Origin of the sequence: Leisingera daeponensis DSM 23529 (assembly GCF_000473145.1) — a bacterium.
Classification (GTDB): Bacteria; Pseudomonadota; Alphaproteobacteria; order Rhodobacterales; family Rhodobacteraceae; genus Leisingera; species Leisingera daeponensis.
In genome coordinates this window covers 3,132,639-3,155,708 of sequence record NZ_KI421500.1, presented here as the reverse complement: position 1 = coordinate 3,155,708, position 23,070 = coordinate 3,132,639, and the positions used below count along the sequence as shown (strand labels likewise).

Below are 23,070 nucleotides of genomic sequence, written 5' to 3'. Positions count from 1 at the left end.
AATGCCCCAAGATACCATCCTGTTTCAGCCCATGGCCGCGCGCCCGGCACCCGCGTCCCAGTTCGGACCAATCGCCTGGCTGCGCGCCAATCTGTTCGGCGGCTGGAAGGACACAGCGATCACGCTGTCCCTGCTGGCGGTGCTGCTGGCCGTTGTCCCCAATCTGATCGAGTGGCTGCTGATCAACGCCACCTTTGGCGGCGACGACGAGACATGCCGCCAGAACGCCGGTGCCTGCTGGCCCTTCCTGCAGGCCAAGTTCCAGGTTCTGATGGTCGGCGTCTATCCGCAGGACCTGTCCTGGCGCCCCGCCATCGCCGCGCTTGCGCTGCTGGTTCTGGCCGGGTTCACCTATGCCGACCGGATCCGCGGGATCGCCCTGATCGTGGCCTGGGCGTTGCTGCCGGTCTTTGCCCTGATCATGATCGGCGGCGCCTTTGGCATGCAGGAAGTCGACCAGTCGCTTTGGGGCGGGTTGATGCTGTCGGTGCTGCTGGCGCTGGTCGGTGTGATCGTGTCGATTCCGCTGGGCGTTCTGCTGGCGCTGGGTCGGCATTACGGATCGCCCGCGGTCAAGGCGATCTGCGTTGCCTTCATCGAGCTGGTCCGGGGCGTGCCGCTGATCACCATCCTGTTTATGGCCTCGGTGATGATGCCGCTGTTCCTGCCGCCGGACCTGGTGATCAACAACCTTCTGCGCATCCAGATCGGCATGATCCTGTTCTCGTCCGCCTACATGGCCGAGGTCGTGCGCGGCGGGCTGCAGGCCATTCCCAAGGGGCAGACCGAGGCCTCGCTTGCGCTGGGTGTGTCGCCGGCCCGCACGATCATCTTTGTCGTGGTGCCGCAGGCACTGCGCCATGTCCTGCCCCCGCTGATCGGACGCTGCATCGCGCTGTTCAAGGATACCTCGCTGGTGATCATCGTCGGCCTGCTGGATTTCCTGGGCATGGTCCGCGGGGCGGCACTCGACCCGGAATGGCTGGGTTTCCAGGCCGAGGCCTATGTATTCGCCGCCTTTGTCTACTGGCTGATCTGCTACAGCCTCAGCCTTTACGGGCGCGCTCTCGAACGTCGCGGACCTGCCGGTTCCAAGCGCTAATCGAACTCTGGAGACACCAATGACTGTCAAAATCGAAAGCCATATCGCATCCGGCGAAACCGTCATCGAGATGCAAAAGGTCAACAAATGGTATGGCGAGTTCCATGTCCTCAAGGATGTCGACCTGACCGTATCCAAGGGCGAGCGCATCGTCATCTGCGGCCCGTCGGGGTCGGGGAAATCGACCCTGATCCGCTGCATCAACCACCTGGAAGAGCACCAGGAAGGCACGATCACCGTAAACGGCACCGTGCTGAACGAGAACATGAAGAACATCACCCATATCCGCCGCGAGGTCGGCATGGTGTTCCAGCAGTTCAACCTGTTTCCGCACATGACGATCCTCGACAACCTGTGCTTTGCTCCGGTCTGGGCGCGCAACATGCCGCGTGACGAGGCCGAGGAAACCGCCTGCCGCTATCTGGAGCGTGTCGGCATCGGCGCGCAGAAGGACAAATATCCCGGCCAGCTGTCCGGCGGTCAGCAACAGCGCGTCGCCATCGCGCGGTCGCTGTGCATGAACCCTTCGGTGATGCTGTTCGACGAGCCGACCTCGGCGCTTGATCCCGAGATGATCAAGGAGGTGCTGGACGTGATGATCGAGCTGGCCGGCACCGGCATGACCATGATCTGCGTCACGCATGAAATGGCCTTTGCCCGCTCAGTGGCCGACCGGGTGATCTTCATGGATGGCGGCGAGATCGTTGAAGAGAACACGCCAAACGCGTTCTTCGACAATCCGCAGGTGGATCGCACCCAGAAATTCCTGAGCCAGATCCTGTCGCACTGACGCAGTTGCAAGCAAAAGGGAGGGCTGGCCATTACCAGCACGGTCGTACTTGTGCAGATCGTCGGATCTGTCGCGTTGATGCTCTGGGGCATTCGCCTTGTCCGCACGGGGTTCATCCGTGCCTTTGGCGGCTCGCTGCGGCACTATCTGGGGCTGGCGATCAGCGGCCGGCTCACCTCGTTCGGGGTTGGGCTGGCGATCACGGTGTTCCTGCAAAGCAGCACCGCGACAGCGCTGATCATCTCGTCCTTCGCCTCCAAGGGTCTGGTGCAGACGCCAGCGGCGCTTGCGGTGATGCTGGGGGCGGATGTGGGAACGTCGATCTCGGCCCAGATTCTGTCGTTCAACCTGTCCTGGCTGGCCTACGCGGCCATTCTGATGGGCTTCTTCCTGCACGGGCGGGGCGGGCGCTTCGCGACCCGCCAGATCGGCCGCGCCATCGTCGGGCTGGGCATGGTTCTGCTGGCACTGAGCCTGATCCGCATGTCCTCGCAGCCGTTGCGAGAGGCCGACGGGCTGGCCTATGTCCTTTCGGCGCTTGAGGGCGAGGTTCTGCTGACCCTGTTCCTGATGGCGGTGCTGACCTGGCTGGTGCATTCCAGCCTGGCGGTGGTGCTGCTGACCGCCTCGCTGGCCAGCGCGGGCATCGTGCCCGCCGGCACCGGCTTGGTCATGATCCTGGGGGCCAATATCGGCGGCACCATCCCGCCGATCATCGCAACGCTCAGCACCGGCCCGCAAAGCCAGCACGCCGCCCTTGGCAACGCGGGATTCAAGCTGCTTGCCAGCCTGCTGGTTCTGCCGTTCCTGCCCTGGGTGGGTGAACGGCTCCAGTCCTTTGGCGGCGACGCGCAGGTGCTGGTGAATTTCCACCTGACGTTCAACCTGCTGGTGGCCACGCTTTTCCTGCCCTGGGTGCAGACCGCCGCCGCACTGCTGGCGCGCGTCTTTCCCGATACCGGCGCCGGCGCCGTCGAACCGGTCACGAAATATCTGGACAAGGAACTCATCACTTCGCCCGCCCTGGCCCTGACCAGTGCCACGCGCGAGCTTTACCGGGTGAACGAGCGGATCGAGGATTCCCTGGCCCTGCTGTCGGGCGGCATCGCCGCACGAGATCAGGTCGATGTGCATGGCGCTCAGCAAAATCGCGCGCGGGTTGCCGCGATGCTGGAAGAGTTCAAGTTCTATCTGACCGATATCACCCGCGAGGAAATCTCGGAAAGTGACAGCGCCAAGGCGATGAACCTGTTGCTGATCGCGACCAATCTGGGACATGTTTCAGAGCTGGTGACGAACGCGGTCGAACTGACGGCCTCGACCTCGCAAGAGCAGATCCGGTTCTCGGATGCCGGAACCGCCGAGCTGCTGGAGATGCTGGAGCTGATCCATCAGGGTATCCGCCTGGCATTGTCCGCCGCGCTGCTTGGGGACGCCAAGGTGCGCAAGACTCTGCAAAAGGGCCGAAAGGAACTGGAGCGGATGGTGGATGAAAGCCGCCAGGCCCATTTCACCCGGCTTGCCGATGGCACCCTGTCCTCGATCAGCACCACATCGTTGCATAACGAACTGCTTCGGGATTTTTCGCGTATCTACTATCATATTTACACCGCATCCAAGATCGGAGGCCGGGACAGCTCTGTCATGATACGCGGATAGCCATGGAACCAGCGCGCCCGGGCTGCTAGTCCTGCTGCGGAGGGGAAGAGGGCAGACAATGACCGTTGTGTTGATCGTGGATGACCATCACCTGATCCGGGCAGGCGCCAAGAACCTGCTGGAGGGCGCCTTTTCGGGCATGCGGGTCGAAGGGGCCGAGACGGTATCGGACGCGCTGGCCTTTCTTGGCGCGGATAACACGGTCGATCTGATCCTTCTGGATGTCCACCTGCCGGATTCCGAGGCAATCGACGGGCTGGTCCGCCTCAAGCGGTTCGATCCCTCAAATGCGGTGGCGCTGATCTCGGGCGATACGGATCATGACCTGATCAGGGCCGCGCTGGAAGCCGGAGCGGATGGGTTCATCCCCAAATCGGCCGATCCGCAGGTCTTGATCCATGCGGTGTCCCTGATCCTCGAAGGCGAGATTTTCCTGCCCCGTTCCTATCTGCAAGGCGGGATGCTGGCAGAGGTGCCGGCGCCTCTGGACACTTTCGAACGGCCCGAGCAAAGCCTCACAGCCCGGCAACGCGATGTCTTCGAGCTGATGTGCAAGGGGTTGGCCAACAAGGAAATCGCAAGACTGCTCGACCTGTCCGAAAGCACGATCAAATCGCATGTATCGGCCATCTTCAAACAGATCGGCACCACCTCACGCTCGAAAACGATCGCGATCTTCCGGCAGGAAGGGGCCGCCCTCCCCTCCTCATCCGAAGATTGAAGGGGCCGGCTGCGCCGATCCGGCGTGCCTATCTTGAGAGGCGGCAAGGGGCGCTTCCTCGGCAAACGGTGTTGTCACGTTGACCCGCGGAGTTTGCCAGTTTGCAGTCCGGTCGTTTCAAGAGACGTTTGCGGCGGAGTTCCGCGCCTCGAAAGCGCTCCAGCACCGGAAGAAGCCGGGCCATCATTGCGGGGGCCACTGTGGAGGGGGCAAGGAGCCGGCGCCCGTTCCTCAGCACGATCTCGAGTTGGACGTCAGGGGCGTCATGCCGCCCAGCTCGCCGTCGCAAAATTGACGCCGCCGTATTGTCAGCAGGGAACGCTGCGTATCCGCGGCAGGAGGGACTTCGATATCGGGTCTGACCTTATGGCCGGCCATACCGCCGGACTTATCATCAGCGCCAAGATCTCGTCAGCCGGCCTCCGCCGGAGGCATACACTGCTTCCCTATCTGCATCGGATTGTGAACAGGCTGAGGCACGAACGTATGCGTGCTATGCGGATCCTGGCCAAGGACCTGAGCGAGCAGTTGTTTCCTGACCGCGCTGCCCCCCCTTTCTTTGTTGTTCGCCCGGCGGCAATTTTGTGATCGAAGAGCGGATTACCTCAGGCGCATTGATCGCGGTTCTGGCGGCGCACAAGGATTTCCCGTCGCCGCTTAAGGAGCTGTTGCGTTATTACCAGCAACTTGAGGACACCGGTATCCGCCGTGGGGTTGCTCTAGGTTTTCTCATCAAGAGGTAAGAAGGTCGCGTTGGCATTCTGACGCGACGGCCCTGAATCAACTGTGCCGGTGGTGTTCAGCAGGATCTTCGCCGGCGTGTGCGGACACAAACCGCCCTAGATAAAGGCGTTGTGCCAGCAAGGCCACCAATACGGTCACAAGGGCGACGATGACGATCAGATGATCGGAACGCCACTTGAACAGCGTGAAGGCCGCAAGGACGGCTGCGTCGAGAGCCAGCGCCGACAGGATCACCCAGCTTCGGGCACCAATCTGGTGCCGAAGGTTGCGCCATACCCCCCAATGCACCACCATATCCATGACGAGATAGAAGAACGCGCCAAGTGAGGCTATTCGACCAAGATCAAACAGTACGGTCAGAACGCCTGCGATCACGACCGTATAAATTAGCATGTGCGACCTTATCCCGCCCGGCAGGCCAAAATGGCTGTGCGGAATCATCTTCATCTCAGTAAGCATTGTCAGCATGCGAGATACTGCAAAAACGCTGGCGATGAGGCCCGATGCAGTGGCCACCATTGCGAGCACCACGGTCAAATAGAAGCCGGCCCGGCCCAGCACCGGCTGCGCTGCTTCGGCCAGAGCATAATCGCGGGCCTGCTGAATCTGCGCAGGCGTCAGAGCTGAACCGACGGCTAGTGCCACCAACAGATAAACTATGGTGCAAATCCCAATCGAGATGAGGATGGTGCGCCCAACATTGCGCCGAGGGTTTGTAATCTCGCCACCACTGTTGGTGATCGTGGTGAACCCTTTGAATGCGAGGATCGACAGCGCCACCGATGCGGCAAACCCTGTGAGCCCGTCTTCCGAAAAACGGGCCTCGACCGGCCAGCTTTCCATGCCGCCGGCCCAGAGAGCGGCGATGCCAAACAGCGCGATACCGCCGATCTTGACTGCCGACATCACCACCGACCACAGCCCCACCGACCGGTTTCCAGAAACGTTGACCAGATAGGCCATCACGATCAGGGCCACTGCAATCACTGGCACCAACGGCCCGTCCTGAATGCCGAAGGGGCGCAACGCATAGGTGGAAAAGGTGCGCGCCACCAGGCTTTCGTTGATGACCATCGAAAGCGCCATCAGCACCGAGGCCGCCGCCGCTACCGCACCGGGGCCATAGGCCTTGGTCAGGATCATCGCGATGCCTCCCGACGAGGGCCAAGCGTTCGACATCACAATATAGCTGTAGGCGCTGAACATCGTCACGACCGCGCCCAGCACAAAGGACAGTGGGAATAGAGGCCCAGCGAGTCCTGCGATCTGCCCGGTCAGAGCAAATATCCCGGCCCCGATCATCACCCCGGTGCCCATGGCGACAGCGTTGGTCAGGCTGATACTCCCGGCTCCGCCGGTTACTGTTCCGGGTTCATGTTGCTGCATTTTCATAGAAATATTTCCTGTTTCCGAAGCAGTGCCGGGCCAACAATGCCGGCGGCGCGTGGCGGATCGAAGCATCGTGGTGAGTCGCACCAACCGCCTCAAATGCCTGTTCGAGAGTCAGCACATCGGGCAGAGTCCGGATCGGCCCGCTTTGACAAGGACTTTCCCGCTCCCGTGCCAAGCAATATCTTGAACAATTGGGCCACCCGCCCAGGTCTGACCGGCAAGAAGCTCTGAACCGTGTCGCAAGCAGGTCCTAACTCTTCGGCCAGAAAGGCGGGGCCCTTTGCTGACCGGGCCATGTCTCGCATCGCCATCATATAGTTGGGGCTGGCAGACCTTTCGATAAATCCGGCGCCCCGCCGGATCACCGTCCCGGCGACTGCGGCCGGGGTTTTCCCGGACAGGTTGACCACGATATCGCCGCGTGCGCAGGGAATGTCTGACTGCGGGTCTGCAAGATTGCGCAACAGATGCGCCGTGCCGTCCAGCAGGGGGTGTCGCGACACCGTTGCAACCTGGTCAGCTTCCGGCGCGCGCAACACGCGGACGAGATACTGGCCGACAACACCTGTGCCGCCCAGAACCCGAACCGTAGCGATTTGCGCGCCGTGCATCAAATCTTCGTGCCCCGCAGGCGCAGCGCGTTCAACACCACGGAGATGGACGAGGCGCTCATCGCGAAGGCGGCGAACATCGGACTGATCAGGATGCCAAGGAAGGGATACAGCACACCTGCGGCCACTGGCACGCCCGAGGCGATGTAGATCAGCGCAAAGAACAGGTTCTGACGAATGTTGCGCATCGTTGCGCACGACAGACGGCGGGCACGCACGATCCCGTCGAGATTGCCCTTGATCAGGGTAAAGCCCGCGCTTTCGATGGCGACATCCGCGCCTGTTCCCATGGCGATGCCGACATCGGCCTGCGCCAGTGCCGGTGCATCGTTGACCCCGTCGCCCGCCATGGCGACCTTGCGACCTTCCTCCTGCAACTCGCGGATGATCCGCGCCTTGTCCTCGGGCAGCACATCGGCGCGGATCTCGTCAATCCCCAGCCGCGCGCCAATGGCCTTGGCGGTGCGCTCGTTGTCGCCAGTAGCCATAATGATCCGAAAGCCCAGATCGTGCAGTGCTTTGAGCGCGGCGGGCGTCGTTTCCTTCACCGGGTCGGCCACGCTAACCAGCCCCGCAATCTCGCCTTCCAGAACGACGAACATGACCGTTTCACCTTCGTCACGCCGCGCATTGGCCTTGCCGGTCAGCGCTCGCGCCTCAAGCCCCATATCGGTGATCAGCGCGAGATTGCCCAACGCCACGGCGCGGCCGTCGACCACGCCCGTCACACCCTTGCCGGTCACGGCTTCGAAATCGCTGGCATTGGCCATATCCACACCGCGCTCCTCAGCCCCGCGCACGATGGCTTCGGCAAGCGGGTGTTCCGATCCGCGTTCCAGCGAAGCGGCCAGTCGCAGAACCTCTGCCTCGTCATGCCCCGGTTCGGGCAGGACCGCGACCAGCTTTGGTTTGCCTTCGGTCAGCGTTCCAGTCTTGTCCACGATCAGCGTGTCTACCTTCTCGAACAGCTCCAGCGCCTCGGCGTTCTTGATCAGAACGCCCGCCTGGGCACCGCGCCCGGTGGCCGTCATGATCGACATTGGGGTTGCCAGACCCAATGCGCAGGGGCAGGCGATGATGAGGACCGCCACAGCAGAGATGAGAGCATAAGAAAGGGCAGGCGCTGGCCCCCAGATCGCCCAAGCGATAAACGACAAGAAGGCAATCACGATCACCACAGGCACGAAGAATCCCGCGACCTTGTCGGCATATTTCTGGATAGGCGCGCGCGACCGCTGGGCATTCGCCACCATTTCGACAATCTGCGCCAGCATGGTGTCGGCGCCAACCCGCGTCGCCTCCATCACCAGGCTGCCGGTGCCGTTGATCGTGGCCCCTGTCAGCGCATCGCCTTCGGTTTTCTCGACCGGAACCGGCTCACCCGAAATCATGCTTTCATCCACCGACGACCGCCCGTCGATGACGGTACCATCGACCGGCACCTTGTCACCGGGCCGCACGCGCAGGCGGTCGCCGACCTGGACCGCCTCGAGCGGAATTTCTTCTTCGCTTCCGTCGGCGCGGATCACCCGCGCGCTCTTGGCTGCCATATCCAATAGCGCCCGGATCGCCTTGCCCGTACCTTCGCGGGCGCGCAACTCCATCACCTGACCTAACAAGACGAGGGTGACAATGACCGCCGCCGCCTCGAAATAGACACCGACATTGCCCTCAACATCGCGGAACCCATCGGGAAAGACTTGCGGCCACAGCACCGCAACGACGCTGAACAGCCACGCCGCCAGCACCCCCATCGAGATCAGTGAGAACATATTCAGGTGCCGGGTGCGGAAAGAGGTCCAACCTCGCAGCATAAACGGCCAGCCGCACCACCAGACGACCGGAGTTCCCAGCGCTAGCTCGATCCACAGTGTCATGCGTTCGCCGAACAGCTCACGCACGCCCGGGAAGCCCAAATAGGGTGCCATAGTTAAGACCAGCAATGGCAGCGTCAGCACCGCACCCACCCAAAAGCGGCGGGTGAAATCCACGAGTTCCGGGTTGGGACCGTCATCAGCCAGCGCCGCGTTGTCCAGCTCCAGCCCCATGCCGCATAGCGGGCAAGAACCGGGATCGGTCTGCCGAACCTGCGGGTGCATCGGGCAAGTGTAAACGCTGCCAGTCCACCCAACAGGAACGCGGTCATATTGACCGCCAGTCTCAGCCGGGCCAGCATCAGCATGCTGATGACTGTGACACTGAGCATGAGGCGCGGTTGCCATCCCGTTCTCGGAAACAAGCGTCATACCGCACTTCGAACAGTTGCCGGGCTCAGATTGCCGCACCTCGGGGTGCATGGGGCAGGTAAACATGCCGGTGGTTTCGGGAGGGTGATGAGAATGGGCAGAGTGTTTCATGCTGAATCCGTTTTTCGGTTATGGGCTTGGAAATCATGCAGATTGTGAGCCGCGCATTATGGCAGGACGACAATCTGGTGGCCTTCGCCCTCGATCCCGATCTCGCTGATCGCTCGAAGCGATGACGGCTCCACGACCCAGACTATGGGTGCGTCGCGGCTGCTGACAAAAATCGTTTCGCCGCCATCGGCCACAGTCAGGTGATAGGGCGCCGGGGGAAGCTGCTGCAGCCGGATCGCGCCCGAGGACAGGTCGACCGCGGCCAGCTGACCGGCACCCTTGACCGCGACAAACAGGGTTTCTTCACGATCGGACACGTCGAGCCCATGCAACTCTGCTCCGAACTCGTAAGTCGCAACCACTGCAGCCGAAGCTATGTCCAGCCGCAGTACCGTACCCGCCTCCGCATCAGCAACAAAAGCGGTTGTACCATCGCTGGACAGAGCAAAATGCTCGGGGCCTTCGCCCGCCAGCAAATTACGCGTCAGGATGCGCTTTTCGATATCCAGTTCACTCAGAGTCCCGTTTCCGGAGTTGCTTACATAGGCGCGACTGCTATCGGGACTGAAAGACACGTAGTTCGGCATTGGTCCGGTTGTGATGAAGCCGGAATATTCCAGGGTGGACAAGTCAATCACTGAAACGCCGCCACTGCCTGGATGGGTCGCCATGGCCCAGCGGCCATCGGGCGATACAGCGGTGTGGTGCACCGCGCCCGGCACTTCGATCCGGCGAACCACCTCGCCGGTTTCGGCGTCCAGTACGGACAAGAGGCTCACCCCCTGGCCTTTCGGCATCACGGCCTTGGCGGGCTTGCTATGGTGGGCGTTGTGGTCGGCCTGACTGACACCTTCGGGCTTGGATGTCTGGGAAGTGTTTTCCGGGTCGATCTCGGAATAGCTGCCCGCCACCAGATATGGAGTACCCGCAGCGCCCGCCAGTCCATGCACCGCCTCGACACCAACGATCCGCCTGATCGGCTTTCCGGTCTTGCTGTCGACCATCAGGACAGAATCTGCGCTGCCCTCGGGGATATAGACGGTGTCAGCCTGCGCGGCCCATGCTGTCATCAATGCGCTGGTCAAACCAAACGCCGGAAGTATGCGGGACCGGTTCATGACCTGGTTCCGTTCCATGTTGGATTTTCGATACGGATCAGCTTCCGCCGCACCACGTGGCGCAGTCCCAGCCCAACGAGCGGAGACAGCAGCAGGGTATAGAGAATGAGCATCATCAGAGCCTCTTTGACATCTTGTTTATTGGGTAGGTGAGCTGTCTGCACCGGCTGGACCGGGCGAGCGCCGAGATCGCCAAGCGGCAAAGATCAAAGGCGCACCTGTCAAAAGGCCAAGCGCCAGAACGGGTAAGATCACGCTGCCGGAAGCGGGCTGGCTCAGCGCACTGCCCAAATGGGCCAGCCCGAAACTGGCAGGCACGATCCCGGCCAAAGTTGCCAGCACGAACCTCCAGGGCCGGAGCGCCGACAACCCGGCGGCATAGCTGACAAGGTCGAACGACACGAAGGGCATCAAGCGGCTTACGAAAACAGCCCAGGTCAAAAAGTTCTGCGAGCCGAGCAGGCCCGCATCTGGCGCGGAGCCGACCCATCGCACCACGAATTCTCTCCCCAGAAACCGCGCCAGAGCAAAGGCGATCACGGCGCCAGCCAGTGCCCCGGCCAGCACCAGCCCGGTACCCAGCACATGGCCATAAGCCGCGCCAGCGGCGATCGCGATCGGGGCCGAAGGCAAAGGACTGATTACCACCGCGAGCGTCATCAGCGCGACAATTGCGATGGGTCCCAAAGGTCCCGCCCGTTCCAGCAAGAGCGCGATATTCCGCTGATCGAGTCCGATCCATCCGCCGGACAGTCCCACCGCGAGCACACCCCCCAAAGCAACAAGTAGTGCGACCGTCACCAGACGGCTGGGGAATAGTCTCTGCACATGTCTGCTCTGCAACTTGGCACCTATGGTTGAAGGTTGAACGGGCGGCAGCAGATCGCCGGTACTGTCAGATATCGGGAGTGACCTCAGACCGTACCAGCGTGACGAGAAAGAGATTTGTATCGGGATGTAACCAAGCCTGAGTGCTGCGACAGATCGTTACAATTCAGGGCACGCCTCTCAAATGAAGGCCCCGGACGAGGGCGTGGATGATGGAAGTGAAAGAGGCGGCGCTGTCTCGGGGACGAGTTAATCGCTCGCAGCGCCGCGTGCGCTATCAACCACTGACTGCAGTTGCGACTGCTCGACGAAACCGGGCACCAAAGCGTCCTCGATGACAAATGACGGGGTGCCATTGAACCCAAGCTTCTGCGCAAGCGCCATGGACTGCGCGATATGGGCAGCGACCTCGGGGGCCTCCATGTCGCGTTTCAGCTGATCGATATCAAGCCCGACTTCGCGCGCGATCCGCAAAACGCTGATCTCGTTCGCCTTGCCAGACATTCCCATCAGCGCCCAGTGCAACGCCTCGTATTTACCTTGCTGGCGCGCCGCCAACGCGGCGCGGGCTGCGAAATCGGATCCTTCTCCCAGGATCGGCCATTCGCGGTAGACCAGCCGAACATTCTGATCGGCATCAAGCAGCCCCTGAACCTCGGCCATGGCGCGGCGGCAATACGGGCAGTTGTAGTCAAAGAACTCTACAACGGTCACATCACCCTCTGGATTACCCAGAACCGGCGCGTTGGGATCATTAAACAGATTGTTGCGGCTTTCGGTCAGGGCCGCACGTGCCGATGCGGCTTGCTCTGCCTCTTCAGCCTGTTGCAGTTGTTCGACCGCTTGCAGGATGATCTCAGGGCGCTCCAGGATCGCCTCATAAACCAGCGCCTTGATCTCGTCAGCGCTGCGTTCATTTGCCTGGGCGATCAAGGGCATCGCAGAAAGGCTGGCCCAGAGGACTATCGTCTTGGTTCGTGTCATTGGTTTTTTGCCTCCTCGTCGGCGCGCGTCCGCCCGGCCTGGGCAGCACGGACGCGCGCTGGCCGGGTCGAGTCGATGTAGTCCGGTCTCGACCGGATCTGGTTGTCGGAAAGCTGTTCGGCGAACGCGGGCATATCGCTTTCCAGCTCTACCCCCATCGCAGCCGGCGGCGCCGGCAGGCGCCCATCTGCACACGGTTCGTTCCAATTCGGCTGCCCTTCGAACGGTCTGCCGTGGCAACGGGCGCAGCTTTCCTCATAGAGCGCCTCTCCTTATGCAAGCCTGGCGTCGCTCGCTGCGCACGCAGTTGAGGACGCGCCTCCCGGTACGGGCGAAGCCGTTGCGCGCGCGGCATAGATCACCGCGCCATCAGCAATGATCGCAACGGCAGAGCTGACAAGATAGATGGGTTTCATCTCGTCACCTCGATCCAGGTCATCATGCCAGATGCCGCGTGGCTGAGCATGTGGCAATGAAAGGCCCAGCGGCCCGGGTTGTCGGCGGCAAAGACAATCTCATGGCTTTCCCCACGCAGGGTCAACAGCGTGTCCCGCAACGGTCCGGGGGTGCCGTCCTTGGCGAGCACCCGGAAGTGCATCCCGTGCAGGTGCATCGCATGAGGAAAGACGGTTCCGTTGACCACGGTCATGCGCGCGACCTGGCCAAGCGACAGGCGTGCCAGCGGTGTCTCGGTCATTCCTACAAGCCCGTTAAAAGCCCAGAATTGCCCGTTCTCCATCAGTTCGCCCGCGTTGCGGCTGGAACCTTTCCAGATGGCCTCGCGCATGCCGCCCATGGCACCGCCGCTCATCTCCAGCCGCAGGATCGCGGCATCGGCCAGACCGGTCAGGTCCGGTGCCCGGTTGGGCGGCAGCGGCGCGGGCGCGGGGCGGCGATTGGCGCTGGCGCTGCCCGAGACCGGAAAGGACGCCTGAACGTAACCTTTGCTCTGGTCAATGCGCCCCAGCAATGCCTCCTCGCCCTCTTCTGCGATGACATCCACGAATAAATCCACCCGCTGACCGGGACCCAGGGTGAGCGTCTCCGGCACCGGCTCGGGGCTTGGTACCGGCATCCCGTCATAGGCCATCAGCCAACCGTCAAGCCCCTGGAGGCCAAGCGTGAACAGCCGGGCATTGGCCGCGTTCACGATGCGCAGGCGCAGCCGCTCGTTCCGCTTGACCGGGAGCTGATATGCGGCCTCGCCATTGGTCGAGATGAAATTGCCCAGGCGCCCGCCATGCGACAGATCATGCGGGGCATCGAAGTCCAGGGTGATTTGGCCGGTCTCGGGGTCGATCCGCCAGTCGTCCAACATCAGCGTCACATCGCGATCCACGTCCGGCGGCGCCGGTTCGTCGACGATCAGCGGACCGTGAAGCCCGCGCGCCACCTGCTCGGCCGAGCGGTTGTGCGAGTGATACCAGAAGGTTCCGGCGTCTTCTGCCAGCAGATCATATTCGAAGTTCTCACCCGGAAGGACAGCGTCCTGTGTCAGGCCCGATACACCGTCCATAGCGTTTTCCGCACGCAGCCCGTGCCAGTGGACTGAGCTGGCCTTCGGCAATTGGTTGACGAACTGGCGCTGGATCCGGTCACCCTGAAGTACCCTAATCTCCGCCCCCGGTGCTTGACCGCCATAACCCCAAACCGTTGTTTCCGGATAGCTCGAAGGCAGCAATTGCACCGCATTCTCCCGCGCAATCAGCTTGGCCACCGCAGCCTCGGCGCGTATCGCCGTTGCGGGCAACGCCATCAGAGCGACCGTGCCGCCCGATGCCGATAGAAAGGAACGTCTGCTCAACATGTTCTTGCCATTCTGTCTTGGGATGCCCGGCTCACTTGGGTGGGCATCAATCGATCCCGTTAGCCCGTTGCAATTCGCGGATATACTGGGTGACTAAACGCACTTCTCCATCGGTGACCCCCTCAACCGGTGGCATATTTCCGAACTTCCAATGATGCGCCCTCACCCCATTCCGGGCGGCAATCAGAAAGGCCGCGTCGGCGTGGTGGCCAGGGCGGTAGATCGAATGCACCAAGGGCGGTGCCACACCGTTCTGACCAGCTGCATTCCGGCCGTGACACACCGCACATTTCGCCTCGAAAACCCGCTCTCCAATTTGGGCGTTTTCAGACAGTTGAGCGGGCAAGGTAACTTCAGCAATGGCGGATGGCTTTTCCAGCCCAGTTACATCCAGCGGTGTCAGCGATTTCGGTTGCCCCCCGGTCTCAAGGCTAGTCCAAACAAGAAAGAGAACAGCTGCCAAAACCACTGCGAAAGTCACCAGACTAAACTTGCTCATTTGTTTCAGTTGTCCTGATGAAGCCACTGAGTTGCGTTATTGCCGTGTACCGGCGGGCTTCATTTCAGTGCTGGAAGATCAATCCGGCAGCAAGTTTGGTTTTGTATCGATATGTATCCTTGACCTGCCCCCGCGGGAACATGCGAGTGAAGTCGGCGGAATCGAAAGGAAGGGTTCATCATATGGAACAGCAACCTGCACCCCGCGACGATAGTGCTCCGTGGCTAGCCAGATGGGGGATTGTGTTGTGTTGCTTGGTATTCGTTGCGCCAGTGGCAATTGCAATGATCTTTGGGACTGGCCTGACATCACTATCAGGCAATCTTTGGATCATATTACCGCTTGCCGTTTGCCTTGGCCTGCATTTCGTATTGCATAGGGTGACCGGAAAATCCTGTCACACATCCAAGCCTGAAGCCCAAGAAAACACCGGCCAAAGACCAAAGACCTGAATTCGAATTCATGCTCCCAGTGGCAGCATCAGGCTAGCACAAAGCCCCCCGCTTGAGCGATTGCTCAGCACAATGTCACCGCCATGCCCACGCAAAATGCTGCGCGCGATTGACAGGCCCAGTCCGTGTCCGCCGGTATCGCGCGAGCGCGAAGCCTCCAGACGCATGAATGGATCGAACACGCGCTCCAACTCAGATTCAGGAATGCCGGGCCCTCGGTCGCAGACCCGGATGATGACGGTTTCGGCCACTGCTGCGTAGCTGACCTCTGCGCCTCCGCTGTATCGCTGGGCATTTTCGATCACATTTCGCAAGGCACGCCGCATTGCATTCGGGCGAACCCGTACCTGCACACAATCTCCTTGGGCCAAGGTGAAACCTTCCGGCATACTCTCGCGCAGAGCTTCGAGAAACGTTCCTAAATCAACGTCTTGCCGTGGTTCGGCATCCGCCAATCCACGCGCAAAGGACAACGTTTCCTCGACCATATGCTGCATTTCCTCAATTGAAGCTATGAGGCTATCGCGGGTCTCTTCATCCTCGACCATCTCACTCCGTACACGCATTGCTGTGAGCGGTGAGCGCAGGTCATGCCCCATCGCCGCAAGCATGCGGGTCCGTTCCGCTACTAGCCTGACAATCCGGTTCTGCATTCGATTAAAGGCTTGGATTAACTCCCTTACCTCGCGCGGTCCTGCTGTGGGAAGCACGGGTCCGCATTGTTCCGGACCAAGCTTCTCGGCAGCATCCGCCAATAGCCGCAAGGGCCCCGTGACCCGCGCGAGGAAGTACCAGAACAGTGCGAGCAGTATGAAACCCGCGCTTAACCCGAAAGATAGAGCAGCAAATTGCGGCCATTGAAAAGGAGGCCGTTCAAACCGTGTCGAGACGTTAAGCCAGTCACCTCCTGAAAGAGCAATCGAAAGCTGCATTTCGACCGCAAGCAATTGACCGCGCATCATTTCCCTGTGCTGTTCCGCCATCTTTGGCTCAAGATAGGTGAACGGCAGCGCTGAACTGTCTATCTCGTGTAATTCAGCCCGTACTTCACGGCTGAAATCTTCGTCAAGCAGGGCACGTACCCTTGCTTCGGTGGCCCCTTTCGCATCATGAGATGCATGGTCGACTACAGGAATGGTGCCAATCTCGAATTGCACCAAGGGAGAATTAGCCGCGTTTACAATCTGCCCGCGCAGGCTTTCCGGTGCTTTTTCTATCAGCCTCACGACATTCACTGCCCTGCCGGTAGCCTCGTCGCCAATTGCTGCTCGCACAGCAAGGTTTCTTTGGTCTTCCAGCAGAACAAGCGTAATGGCTTGTGCAATCACAAGTGCCACCAAGACCAGCCCGACGATTTGCAACCGAAGGCTCTGTGGTGCAAACCTCACTTGTCCAAAACCTCTACATCTGCTGCGAGGCAATACCCCCCGTTTCGATAGGTCGTGATGAGGCACGGGCGCAGAAGGTCCTGCTCAATCTTGCGCCTTAGGCGACTGATCTGGTTATCGATTGTCCTGTCTAGCGGAGCCGCTGCCCGGCCAGATGTCAATTCCATGAGTTGCTCGCGGCTCAACACCATTCGAGACCGCTCCAACATCACGACAAGAAGCTTGAAATCAGCGCTGGTCAGACTGGTTTCTCGACCGTCGCTATCCACGATCACGCGCCGGTCGGTGTCCAGAATCCATTGCGCGAACCGGATGCGCTTTCCGGCAAGCCTGCCCGCCGGAGACGCCGTGCCGGATGTTCTGCGCAGAATGGCTCGAATGCGCGCCAGCAATTCGCGCGGATTGAACGGTTTGGCTAGATAGTCATCCGCGCCGGTTTCCAGGCCGACAATCCGGTCAATGTCCTCGCCGAGAGCCGTCAGCAACAGAACCGGAACATCGCCAACATGAGACAGCCGTTTGCACGCAGAAAGACCGTCCTCGCCAGGCATCATCACATCCAATACCACAAGATCAATGTTGCTGGATGCCAAGACAGCATCCATTTCTCTTGCATCCTTCGCGACCGATGTTCGCAGACCATTCTTTTCGAGATACCGGGTAACTGCATTCCGAATCTCGCTATGGTCATCAACGACCAAGATATGTGGCGTAGTGTTTTGCATAACCCCCAAGTAACTTTAGCGACTGCCACTCATGCCCGGTTCGCAGACCGTCTACAGACGCCAGGCTGCAATGCCGCCTGGCCTTTTTCAACCGATCCTCAACCATGGCCATCTAAAGCGGCGGCTCGGCCTCTTACCCCCCTACCGGAGTTCGATTGATAGGCAACGCGCCTCTGCGTTGAGATATGGCATCGACGCCGAAGCAATCGCTCTGTCGCTTGCAAGAAGCCTAACTCAGACAGGTCGACGCGTTCCGCGACGCCCAATTTACCTAACAATTGAAAATGCGCGATCTAATCTTCAAGGAGCACGTCCGCGGCGCGAAAAAATATGCGCGCCGCGAAGAAATATCCGCACACCTACAGGGTCTTAGAAGTCCAGATTTTCGACGCTGAGGGCGTTTTTCTGGATGAATTCCCGGCGGGGTTCCACCACATCTCCCATCAGCTTGGTGAACAGGTCATCCGCCTCGACCATATCGTCGACGCGCACCTGCAGCAGCGTGCGGGCGTCCGGGTCCAGAGTGGTTTCCCACAGCTGGTCCGGGTTCATTTCCCCCAGGCCCTTGTAGCGCTGAAGGGTCAGGCCCTTCTCGCCCTCCTCCAGAATCGCCTGCAGCAGGCCCAGCGGACCGTGGATGAGCTGGCTGCGGTCGCGGCGCACCAGCTGGGCGGTGGCGCCATAGATTTCCTGCAGGCTCTTGGTGAAGCTGCCGGTCTTGCGCGCCTCGCCGGAGCGCAGCATCGGGCCGTCCAGGGTGCGCACTTCCTCCACCCCGCGCAGGATGCGGGCCAGGCGGATGCCGTGGTCCTGGGTGATCCGGCCCTGCCAGCCGCGCTCGTATTCCAGCGCGATGGCGTCAAGGCGGGTCGCCACCTTGTCGGCAACCCCCTGCAGGTCTGAGTCCACTGCCCCAGGCACAAAGGCACCGGCCACCGCGGCCTGCTCCAGAATGTGGCGCGGGTAATGGGTCGGGAAGGCATCCAGCACGCGCTTGAGCTGGCGCGCCTCATCCACCACGCGGGTGAGGTCGGCGCCGGCAATCTCGGAGCCGTCGCCCAGTTTCAGCAACGCGCCATCGACGCCCTGGTTGATCAGATAGTCATCCAGCGCCGCCTGATCCTTGAGGTAGACCTCCGACTTGCCGCGCGCGACCTTATAAAGCGGCGGCTGCGCAATATAGAGGTATCCGCCCTCGATCAGCTCCGGCATCTGGCGGTAGAAGAAGGTCAGCAGCAGCGTGCGGATGTGGGCGCCGTCGACGTCGGCGTCGGTCATGATGACGATCTTGTGGTAGCGCAGCTTGGAGATGTCGAACTCATCCCGGCCGATGCCGGTGCCCAGCGCCATCACTAGGTTGCCGATCTCCTGGCTCGACAGCATCCGGTCGAAGCGCGCCCGTTCCACGTTGAGGATCTTGCCGCGCAGGGGCAGAATCGCCTGCGTCATCCGGTCCCGGCCCGTCTGGGCGGAGCCGCCGGCCGAGTCGCCCTCGACCAGGAAAACTTCGGTCTTGGAGGGGTCTTTCTCGGAACAGTCCTTCAGCTTGCCCGCCAGGTAGTTCACGTCCATCGCGGTCTTGCGGCGGGTCAGCTCGCGCGCCTTGCGCGCGGCCTCGCGCGCCAGAGCGGCTTCGACGATCTTGCCGACGATCTGCTTGGCCTGGTTGGGGTTCTCCTCGAACCATTCGGCCAGCTTTTCGCCCATCAGGCTCTCCACCACCGGGCGCACCTCGGAGGAGACCAGCTTGTCCTTGGTCTGGCTGGAGAATTTCGGATCCGGCACCTTGACCGACAGAACACAGGTCAGCCCTTCGCGGGCGTCGTCACCGGTGAAGGAGACCTTCTCCTTCTTGGCGATGCCCGAACTCTGCGCGTAGTTGTTGATGGTCCGGGTCAGCGCACCGCGGAAGCCCGCCACATGGGTGCCGCCATCGCGCTGCGGAATGTTGTTGGTGAAGGGCAGCACCGTCTCATGATAGCTGTCGTTCCACCACATCGCGATCTCGACGCCGATGTCGTCCTTTTCCCCCACGATGTATACCGGAGCGTCCATCACCGGGGTCTTGTGCCGGTCAAGGTATTTGACGAACTCCCTGACACCGCCTTCGTAGTAGAGTTCGGCCGTGATTTTCTCCGCCGGACGTTCGTCCTCCAGAATGATCCGCACACCGGAATTCAGGAAGGCCAGCTCACGCAGGCGTTTTTCCAGCGTCTCGAACGAGTACTCCAGATTCGAGAATGTATCGGTCGACGCCATGAACCGGACCTCGGTGCCGGTCCGGTCGCCGCAATCGCCGACCACTTCCAGATGCTTGACGGTATCGCCGCGCTCGAACCGGGCAATGTGTTCCTTGCCGTCGCGCCAGATGCGCAGCTCCAGCCAGTCGGACAGCGCGTTCACCACGGAGACGCCCACCCCGTGCAGACCGCCGGACACCTTGTAGGAATTGCTGTCGAACTTACCGCCGGCGTGCAGCTGGGTCATGATGACCTCGGCAGCGGAGACGCCTTCCTCCTCGTGGATGCCCACCGGAATCCCGCGCCCGTTGTCGCTGACGGAGACGCTGGAATCGGCGTGAATTTTCACGGTCACATGGTCGGCGTGGCCTGCCAGCGCCTCGTCGATGCCGTTGTCCACGACCTCATACACCATGTGATGCAGGCCCGAGCCGTCATCCGTGTCCCCGATGTACATGCCAGGGCGCTTGCGAACTGCCTCCAACCCTTTGAGAACCTTGATGGAATCCGCGCCATATTCTGCGGGGGCCTGCTCGTTTCCGGACATTCACATCTTCCTGTCTTAGCTTCGGGATTTTATACGAAGTCTGACCGGGAATGTCACGCGCAAGCCCCCTTTTTTCTTGGCAGAATCAAGCCGCTTTGGCCCCCAGCCCGCTTGCCGTTCTCAGCCAGGTTCCGACCTTGGCCTGCGGCGCGTCCGTGGCCGGCGCAAACGTGGTGAACCGCGTGGGTTTGATGCCGACAAAGCCAAGAATCTGGCGGCTGATGAATTTCTTCACCGCGTTGCCGTAGAACAGCCGCAGCCACAGCGAAGGCGTGTCGGATGTCAGCAGCACACGGGCGGTCTTGCCGGTCAGCATCGGTGCCGGCAGGCCCATGAAATTGACGTTGCGGGTGTCAAATGCGCGGCCCGGCAGCAAGGCCCGGTCAAACACCGCCTTCAGCTTGGCCGGCACCGCCCCCCACCACAGCGGCGCGGCCATCACCACATGCTCCGCCCACTCCAGGTCTTCCAGAAAGGCGGCCAGATCCGGCTCCAGGGGTTTGGGGTTTTTGTACCCGCTCTGCCCGTAATCCATATCGAACTGCATCTGCGAGATGTCATGGCTGCGCACCTGATGGCCGTTTGCCTCAGCCGCGGCCTGATAGGCGGCGCACAGGGATTTTGACAGCGAGGTTTGGCCGGGGTGGCCGTTCAGGATCATGATTTTCCGGGCAGACATATCGGGCTCCACAAGTTAAGTTGACCATGGTCACTTTATTAAACAAAAACTGACCATGGTCAATTATAAAAATGACCGCGGTCAATAACGGAATCGTGAGGCTGAGACATGACACGCGCACCGCAGAAACGGCGGCTGGAAACCCGGGCAAAACTGCTGGATGTGGCGTCCGCCATCGTGGAGGAGCAGGGCTACAGCGGATTGCGGGTGGAGGATGTGGTCGCCCGTGCCGGCGTGGCCAAGGGCACCCTGTTTTCCCACTTCAAGGACAAGGACGGGCTGCTGGCGGTCCTGATCGGGGAAGAGGTGACCCGCCTGCTGAACCGGATGGAGGATGAAGGCACCCCCGAAGACGTTGCCGCCCTGACCGCCCGGCTGGCGCCGCATCTGGACTATGTGGCGCAGGACCGGGTGATCTTTGACCTTCTGCTGCGCTATTCAGGCACCACGGCAGCGGAACCGGACGAAGTGGTGGCGGCCAGCTTCATCCGCCAGGTTGCCTTGCTGACAGGCTGGCTGCAAACCCTTCAGGCTACGGGCAAGGCCCGCCAGGACCAGCCGCCCGGCCTGCTGGCAGAAGGCATCCAGGGTTTTCTCAACCATGTGCTGGGAGTGTGGTTCTGCGCCGAACACGAAAACGGCGCGTCACCTGCGGATGCGCTCGCCCCCTATCTGCGGGCCTGGCTGCTGCCGCCCGGCTAGAGGCAGCGCTCAGGTGAAGGGAATCACCAGCCCCACCGCGATCAGCAGCCCGCCCGACACCAGGTTGATGCGCCGCCGGATCCGCGGGGAGGTCACCGCGCGCCGCACCCGGTGCACCATGCCCGCCAGCGCCAGGTTGCCGATCAGCGGGATCAAGAAGGACAGGGTCACGATCGCGGCCACATCCGGCCAGGAGGTGCCCGACAGGTCAAAGAACCCCGGCAGCACCCCCATGTAGAACAGGATCGCCTTGGGATTGCCCAGGATCGCGGCAATCCCCGCCATGAATCCGGCCCAGACACCGGGCCGGGTGAGCGCCCGGTTTTCTTCCACCGCGTCGCCTGCATGGCGGATCAGCAGATAGCCCATGCCAAGGAACATCAGGCAGGCCACCCAGCGCAGCACGGTCATGATGCCGGTGAATTCCGACACCACCCAGGACATGCCTGCCACCGCGATCAGCGGCCACAGGATATCGCCGCAGGCCACCCCCAGCGCCAGCGGCCAGGCCGCCTGGAACCCGCCCGAAACCGAGCGCGCCACCAGCGCCAGCCAGACCGGACCCGGGGTCAGAAACAGGATCAGCAGCGCGCCGGCATAAAGCGTCAGATCCCAAGCTGTGACGGTCATTTCTGCAATACCTCCGAGGTGCCGCCGCGGTCCGAGACTTCCAGCACCTGCGCGCGGCCTTCCAGTTCGGCGAACAGCTCCGGCCCGGTGCCGGTCATCCAGGCCTGGGTGCCAAGCGCGCAGATCTCGTCATAAAGCGCGGCCCGGCGGCCCGCGTCCAGATGCGCCGCCACCTCATCCAGCAGCAGGATCGGCGGCGCCCCCTCGCGCTGCGCCAGGGCACGGGCGTTGGCTAGGATCAGCGATACCAGCAGCGCCTTCTGCTCACCCGTGGAACAGTCCTTGGCCGGGATGCCCTTGGCCCGGTAGGTGCCGAGCAGGTCGGTCCGGTGCGGCCCCACCAGGGTGCGGCCCGCCGCCAGATCGCGGAACCGGCTTTCCTCCAGCGCCTCTTTGAAATCGGTCTCGGAGGACGGCATGCTGCCCTCGGACTGCAGCAATTCCAGCTCAGCCGCGGGAAAAGCGGTTTCCGCCTCCGCCTGCGCCTGCTGCAGCAGTTCCACCGCCTGCACCCGCGCGGCATGGATCCGGTGGCCCGCGGCGGCCATGCGGTCCTCCAGCACGCGGTACCAGGCGGCATCGCGCACTTGCTCCTTCAGCAGCCGGTTGCGCTCGCGCATCGCCTTTTCATAGACCAGCGACGCCTCGGCATGGCCCGGCTCGAAACTGAGCGCGATCCGGTCCAGGAACCGCCGCCGCCCTTCGGCCGCCTCGATCCACAGCCGGTCCATCGCCGGGATCAGCCAGACCACCCGCGCCACCTGCCCCAGCGCCAGCTGGCTGGCGGATTTGTTGTCGATCTTCACCTGCCGGGCCGCGCCGCCCTCGGACCAGGTTTCCACTTCATAGGCCTGTCTGGGTGCCCGCAGCTCACCTTTCAGCTTCCAGCCCAGCGCTTCGGGCTGGCGCGCCATCTCTGCCGCGCTGGCCCGGCGCAAGCCGCGGCCGGGGGAAAACAGCGACACCGCTTCCAGGATGTTGGTCTTGCCCGCGCCGTTGTTTCCGTAAATCGCAACCGGACGCCCGTCAAAACGCAATTCCGCCCGCAAATGCGAGCGGAAATGGGACAGGGTCAAGGCAGTCAGGGCCAGCACG

At 61.7% G+C, this 23,070-nt stretch carries 20 protein-coding genes and 1 pseudogene; 6 read left to right on the top strand and 15 right to left on the bottom strand.

The window, feature by feature from the left end:
* Nucleotide 1 precedes the first annotated feature (1 nt).
* The 5 genes from DAEP_RS0115955 (at nucleotide 2) to DAEP_RS23995 (ending at nucleotide 5,015) form a co-directional block, all read left to right on the top strand.
* Nucleotides 2-1,102, top strand: coding sequence for an amino acid ABC transporter permease (locus DAEP_RS0115955; RefSeq protein ID WP_008554742.1), 1,101 nt, complete (start codon nucleotides 2-4; stop codon nucleotides 1,100-1,102).
* A gap of 19 nt (nucleotides 1,103-1,121) precedes the next feature.
* A complete protein-coding gene (locus DAEP_RS0115950; RefSeq protein ID WP_008555497.1) occupies nucleotides 1,122-1,892 on the top strand; it encodes an amino acid ABC transporter ATP-binding protein in 771 nt (256 codons plus the stop codon).
* Between the two features lie 78 nt (nucleotides 1,893-1,970).
* Nucleotides 1,971-3,551 (top strand): Na/Pi cotransporter family protein, encoded by a 1,581-nt coding sequence (locus DAEP_RS0115945; RefSeq protein WP_245595104.1) that lies wholly within the window; start codon nucleotides 1,971-1,973, stop codon nucleotides 3,549-3,551.
* 58 nt (nucleotides 3,552-3,609) lie between these two features.
* The gene (locus DAEP_RS0115940) at nucleotides 3,610-4,272 is read left to right on the top strand and encodes a response regulator transcription factor (protein ID WP_027245350.1); all 663 of its coding nucleotides are present in this window, start codon (nucleotides 3,610-3,612) and stop codon (nucleotides 4,270-4,272) included.
* 584 nt (nucleotides 4,273-4,856) lie between these two features.
* On the top strand, nucleotides 4,857-5,015 hold the full coding sequence (locus tag DAEP_RS23995; protein ID WP_245595103.1) for a hypothetical protein: 159 nt from the start codon (nucleotides 4,857-4,859) through the stop codon (nucleotides 5,013-5,015).
* 37 nt (nucleotides 5,016-5,052) lie between these two features.
* Here the strand turns inward: DAEP_RS23995 and DAEP_RS0115925 are convergent, their stop codons facing one another.
* The 13 genes and pseudogenes from DAEP_RS0115925 to DAEP_RS0115865 all read right to left on the bottom strand — a co-directional run bounded on the left by DAEP_RS0115925 (nucleotide 5,053) and on the right by DAEP_RS0115865 (nucleotide 20,643).
* The gene (locus tag DAEP_RS0115925) at nucleotides 5,053-6,408 is read right to left on the bottom strand and encodes an APC family permease (RefSeq protein ID WP_208855454.1); all 1,356 of its coding nucleotides are present in this window, start codon (nucleotides 6,406-6,408) and stop codon (nucleotides 5,053-5,055) included.
* A gap of 92 nt (nucleotides 6,409-6,500) precedes the next feature.
* On the bottom strand, nucleotides 6,501-7,019 hold the full coding sequence (locus DAEP_RS0115920) for a Rossmann-fold NAD(P)-binding domain-containing protein (RefSeq protein WP_027245347.1): 519 nt from the start codon (nucleotides 7,017-7,019) through the stop codon (nucleotides 6,501-6,503).
* Nucleotides 7,019-9,376: a copper-transporting P-type ATPase gene (locus DAEP_RS0115915; protein WP_154665066.1), complete on the bottom strand. Its 2,358-nt coding sequence runs from the start codon at nucleotides 9,374-9,376 to the stop codon at nucleotides 7,019-7,021. The genes DAEP_RS0115920 and DAEP_RS0115915 overlap by 1 nt, the downstream gene beginning before the upstream one ends.
* 56 nt (nucleotides 9,377-9,432) lie before the next feature.
* Entirely contained in the window at nucleotides 9,433-10,494 is a 1,062-nt protein-coding gene (locus DAEP_RS0115910; RefSeq protein WP_027245345.1) for a YncE family protein, read from the bottom strand.
* Nucleotides 10,495-10,632: 138 nt separating this feature from the next.
* Nucleotides 10,633-11,322: a TVP38/TMEM64 family protein gene (locus DAEP_RS22810; RefSeq protein ID WP_245595102.1), complete on the bottom strand. Its 690-nt coding sequence runs from the start codon at nucleotides 11,320-11,322 to the stop codon at nucleotides 10,633-10,635.
* A gap of 249 nt (nucleotides 11,323-11,571) precedes the next feature.
* Nucleotides 11,572-12,306 (bottom strand): DsbA family protein, encoded by a 735-nt coding sequence (locus DAEP_RS0115900; protein ID WP_027245344.1) that lies wholly within the window; start codon nucleotides 12,304-12,306, stop codon nucleotides 11,572-11,574.
* A pseudogene (locus tag DAEP_RS24380) lies at nucleotides 12,303-12,566 on the bottom strand (c-type cytochrome); the annotation flags it as partial. The gene DAEP_RS0115900 and the pseudogene DAEP_RS24380, both read right to left, overlap by 4 nt.
* Nucleotides 12,567-12,718: 152 nt before the next feature.
* Nucleotides 12,719-14,113, bottom strand: a complete 1,395-nt coding sequence (locus tag DAEP_RS0115890; RefSeq protein ID WP_036760752.1) for a multicopper oxidase family protein — start codon at nucleotides 14,111-14,113, stop codon at nucleotides 12,719-12,721.
* 46 nt (nucleotides 14,114-14,159) lie between these two features.
* Nucleotides 14,160-14,612 (bottom strand): c-type cytochrome, encoded by a 453-nt coding sequence (locus DAEP_RS0115885; RefSeq protein ID WP_027245342.1) that lies wholly within the window; start codon nucleotides 14,610-14,612, stop codon nucleotides 14,160-14,162.
* A gap of 460 nt (nucleotides 14,613-15,072) precedes the next feature.
* Nucleotides 15,073-16,425, bottom strand: coding sequence for an ATP-binding protein (locus DAEP_RS0115880; RefSeq protein WP_245595101.1), 1,353 nt, complete (start codon nucleotides 16,423-16,425; stop codon nucleotides 15,073-15,075).
* Nucleotides 16,426-16,448: 23 nt separating this feature from the next.
* Nucleotides 16,449-17,177: a response regulator gene (locus tag DAEP_RS0115875; RefSeq protein ID WP_027245340.1), complete on the bottom strand. Its 729-nt coding sequence runs from the start codon at nucleotides 17,175-17,177 to the stop codon at nucleotides 16,449-16,451.
* A 369-nt stretch (nucleotides 17,178-17,546) separates the two neighbouring features.
* A complete protein-coding gene (gyrB, locus tag DAEP_RS0115870; RefSeq protein ID WP_027245339.1) occupies nucleotides 17,547-19,964 on the bottom strand; it encodes a DNA topoisomerase (ATP-hydrolyzing) subunit B in 2,418 nt (805 codons plus the stop codon).
* A gap of 85 nt (nucleotides 19,965-20,049) precedes the next feature.
* Nucleotides 20,050-20,643, bottom strand: a complete 594-nt coding sequence (locus tag DAEP_RS0115865; RefSeq protein ID WP_008556974.1) for an NAD(P)H-dependent oxidoreductase — start codon at nucleotides 20,641-20,643, stop codon at nucleotides 20,050-20,052.
* 108 nt (nucleotides 20,644-20,751) lie between these two features.
* Here DAEP_RS0115865 and DAEP_RS0115860 point away from each other — a divergent pair, with 108 nt between their 5' ends.
* Nucleotides 20,752-21,345 carry a TetR/AcrR family transcriptional regulator gene (locus DAEP_RS0115860; RefSeq protein WP_027245338.1) on the top strand — a complete coding sequence of 198 codons (594 nt, stop codon included), beginning with the start codon at nucleotides 20,752-20,754 and terminating at the stop codon, nucleotides 21,343-21,345.
* A gap of 9 nt (nucleotides 21,346-21,354) precedes the next feature.
* Here DAEP_RS0115860 and DAEP_RS0115855 read toward each other — a convergent pair whose 3' ends face one another.
* Complete coding sequence (locus DAEP_RS0115855; protein WP_027245337.1) at nucleotides 21,355-21,975, bottom strand: LysE family translocator; 621 nt, start codon at nucleotides 21,973-21,975, stop codon at nucleotides 21,355-21,357.
* Entirely contained in the window at nucleotides 21,972-23,069 is a 1,098-nt protein-coding gene (gene recF, locus DAEP_RS0115850) for a DNA replication/repair protein RecF (protein WP_008557965.1), read from the bottom strand. Before recF ends, DAEP_RS0115855 begins: the two co-directional genes overlap by 4 nt.
* Nucleotide 23,070 lies beyond the last annotated feature (1 nt).

Bases quoted from the DNA above. Each gene is read 5' to 3' on its own strand.
- DAEP_RS0115875 (WP_027245340.1), bottom strand. From the start codon at position 17,177: ATGCAAAACACTACGCCACATATCTTGGTCGTTGATGACCATAGCGAG.
- DAEP_RS0115940 (WP_027245350.1), top strand. From the start codon at position 3,610: ATGACCGTTGTGTTGATCGTGGATGACCATCACCTGATCCGGGCAGGC.
- DAEP_RS0115915 (WP_154665066.1), bottom strand. From the start codon at position 9,376: ATGAAACACTCTGCCCATTCTCATCACCCTCCCGAAACCACCGGCATG.
- DAEP_RS0115945 (WP_245595104.1), top strand. From the start codon at position 1,971: ATGCTCTGGGGCATTCGCCTTGTCCGCACGGGGTTCATCCGTGCCTTT.
- DAEP_RS0115925 (WP_208855454.1), bottom strand. From the start codon at position 6,408: ATGAAAATGCAGCAACATGAACCCGGAACAGTAACCGGCGGAGCCGGG.
- DAEP_RS0115865 (WP_008556974.1), bottom strand. From the start codon at position 20,643: ATGTCTGCCCGGAAAATCATGATCCTGAACGGCCACCCCGGCCAAACC.
- DAEP_RS0115955 (WP_008554742.1), top strand. From the start codon at position 2: ATGCCCCAAGATACCATCCTGTTTCAGCCCATGGCCGCGCGCCCGGCA.
- DAEP_RS0115920 (WP_027245347.1), bottom strand. From the start codon at position 7,019: ATGCACGGCGCGCAAATCGCTACGGTTCGGGTTCTGGGCGGCACAGGT.
- DAEP_RS0115950 (WP_008555497.1), top strand. From the start codon at position 1,122: ATGACTGTCAAAATCGAAAGCCATATCGCATCCGGCGAAACCGTCATC.
- DAEP_RS0115885 (WP_027245342.1), bottom strand. From the start codon at position 14,612: ATGAGCAAGTTTAGTCTGGTGACTTTCGCAGTGGTTTTGGCAGCTGTT.
- DAEP_RS0115855 (WP_027245337.1), bottom strand. From the start codon at position 21,975: ATGACCGTCACAGCTTGGGATCTGACGCTTTATGCCGGCGCGCTGCTG.
- DAEP_RS0115900 (WP_027245344.1), bottom strand. From the start codon at position 12,306: ATGACACGAACCAAGACGATAGTCCTCTGGGCCAGCCTTTCTGCGATG.
- DAEP_RS0115860 (WP_027245338.1), top strand. From the start codon at position 20,752: ATGACACGCGCACCGCAGAAACGGCGGCTGGAAACCCGGGCAAAACTG.
- DAEP_RS0115910 (WP_027245345.1), bottom strand. From the start codon at position 10,494: ATGAACCGGTCCCGCATACTTCCGGCGTTTGGTTTGACCAGCGCATTG.
- DAEP_RS0115890 (WP_036760752.1), bottom strand. From the start codon at position 14,113: ATGTTGAGCAGACGTTCCTTTCTATCGGCATCGGGCGGCACGGTCGCT.
- gyrB (WP_027245339.1), bottom strand. From the start codon at position 19,964: ATGTCCGGAAACGAGCAGGCCCCCGCAGAATATGGCGCGGATTCCATC.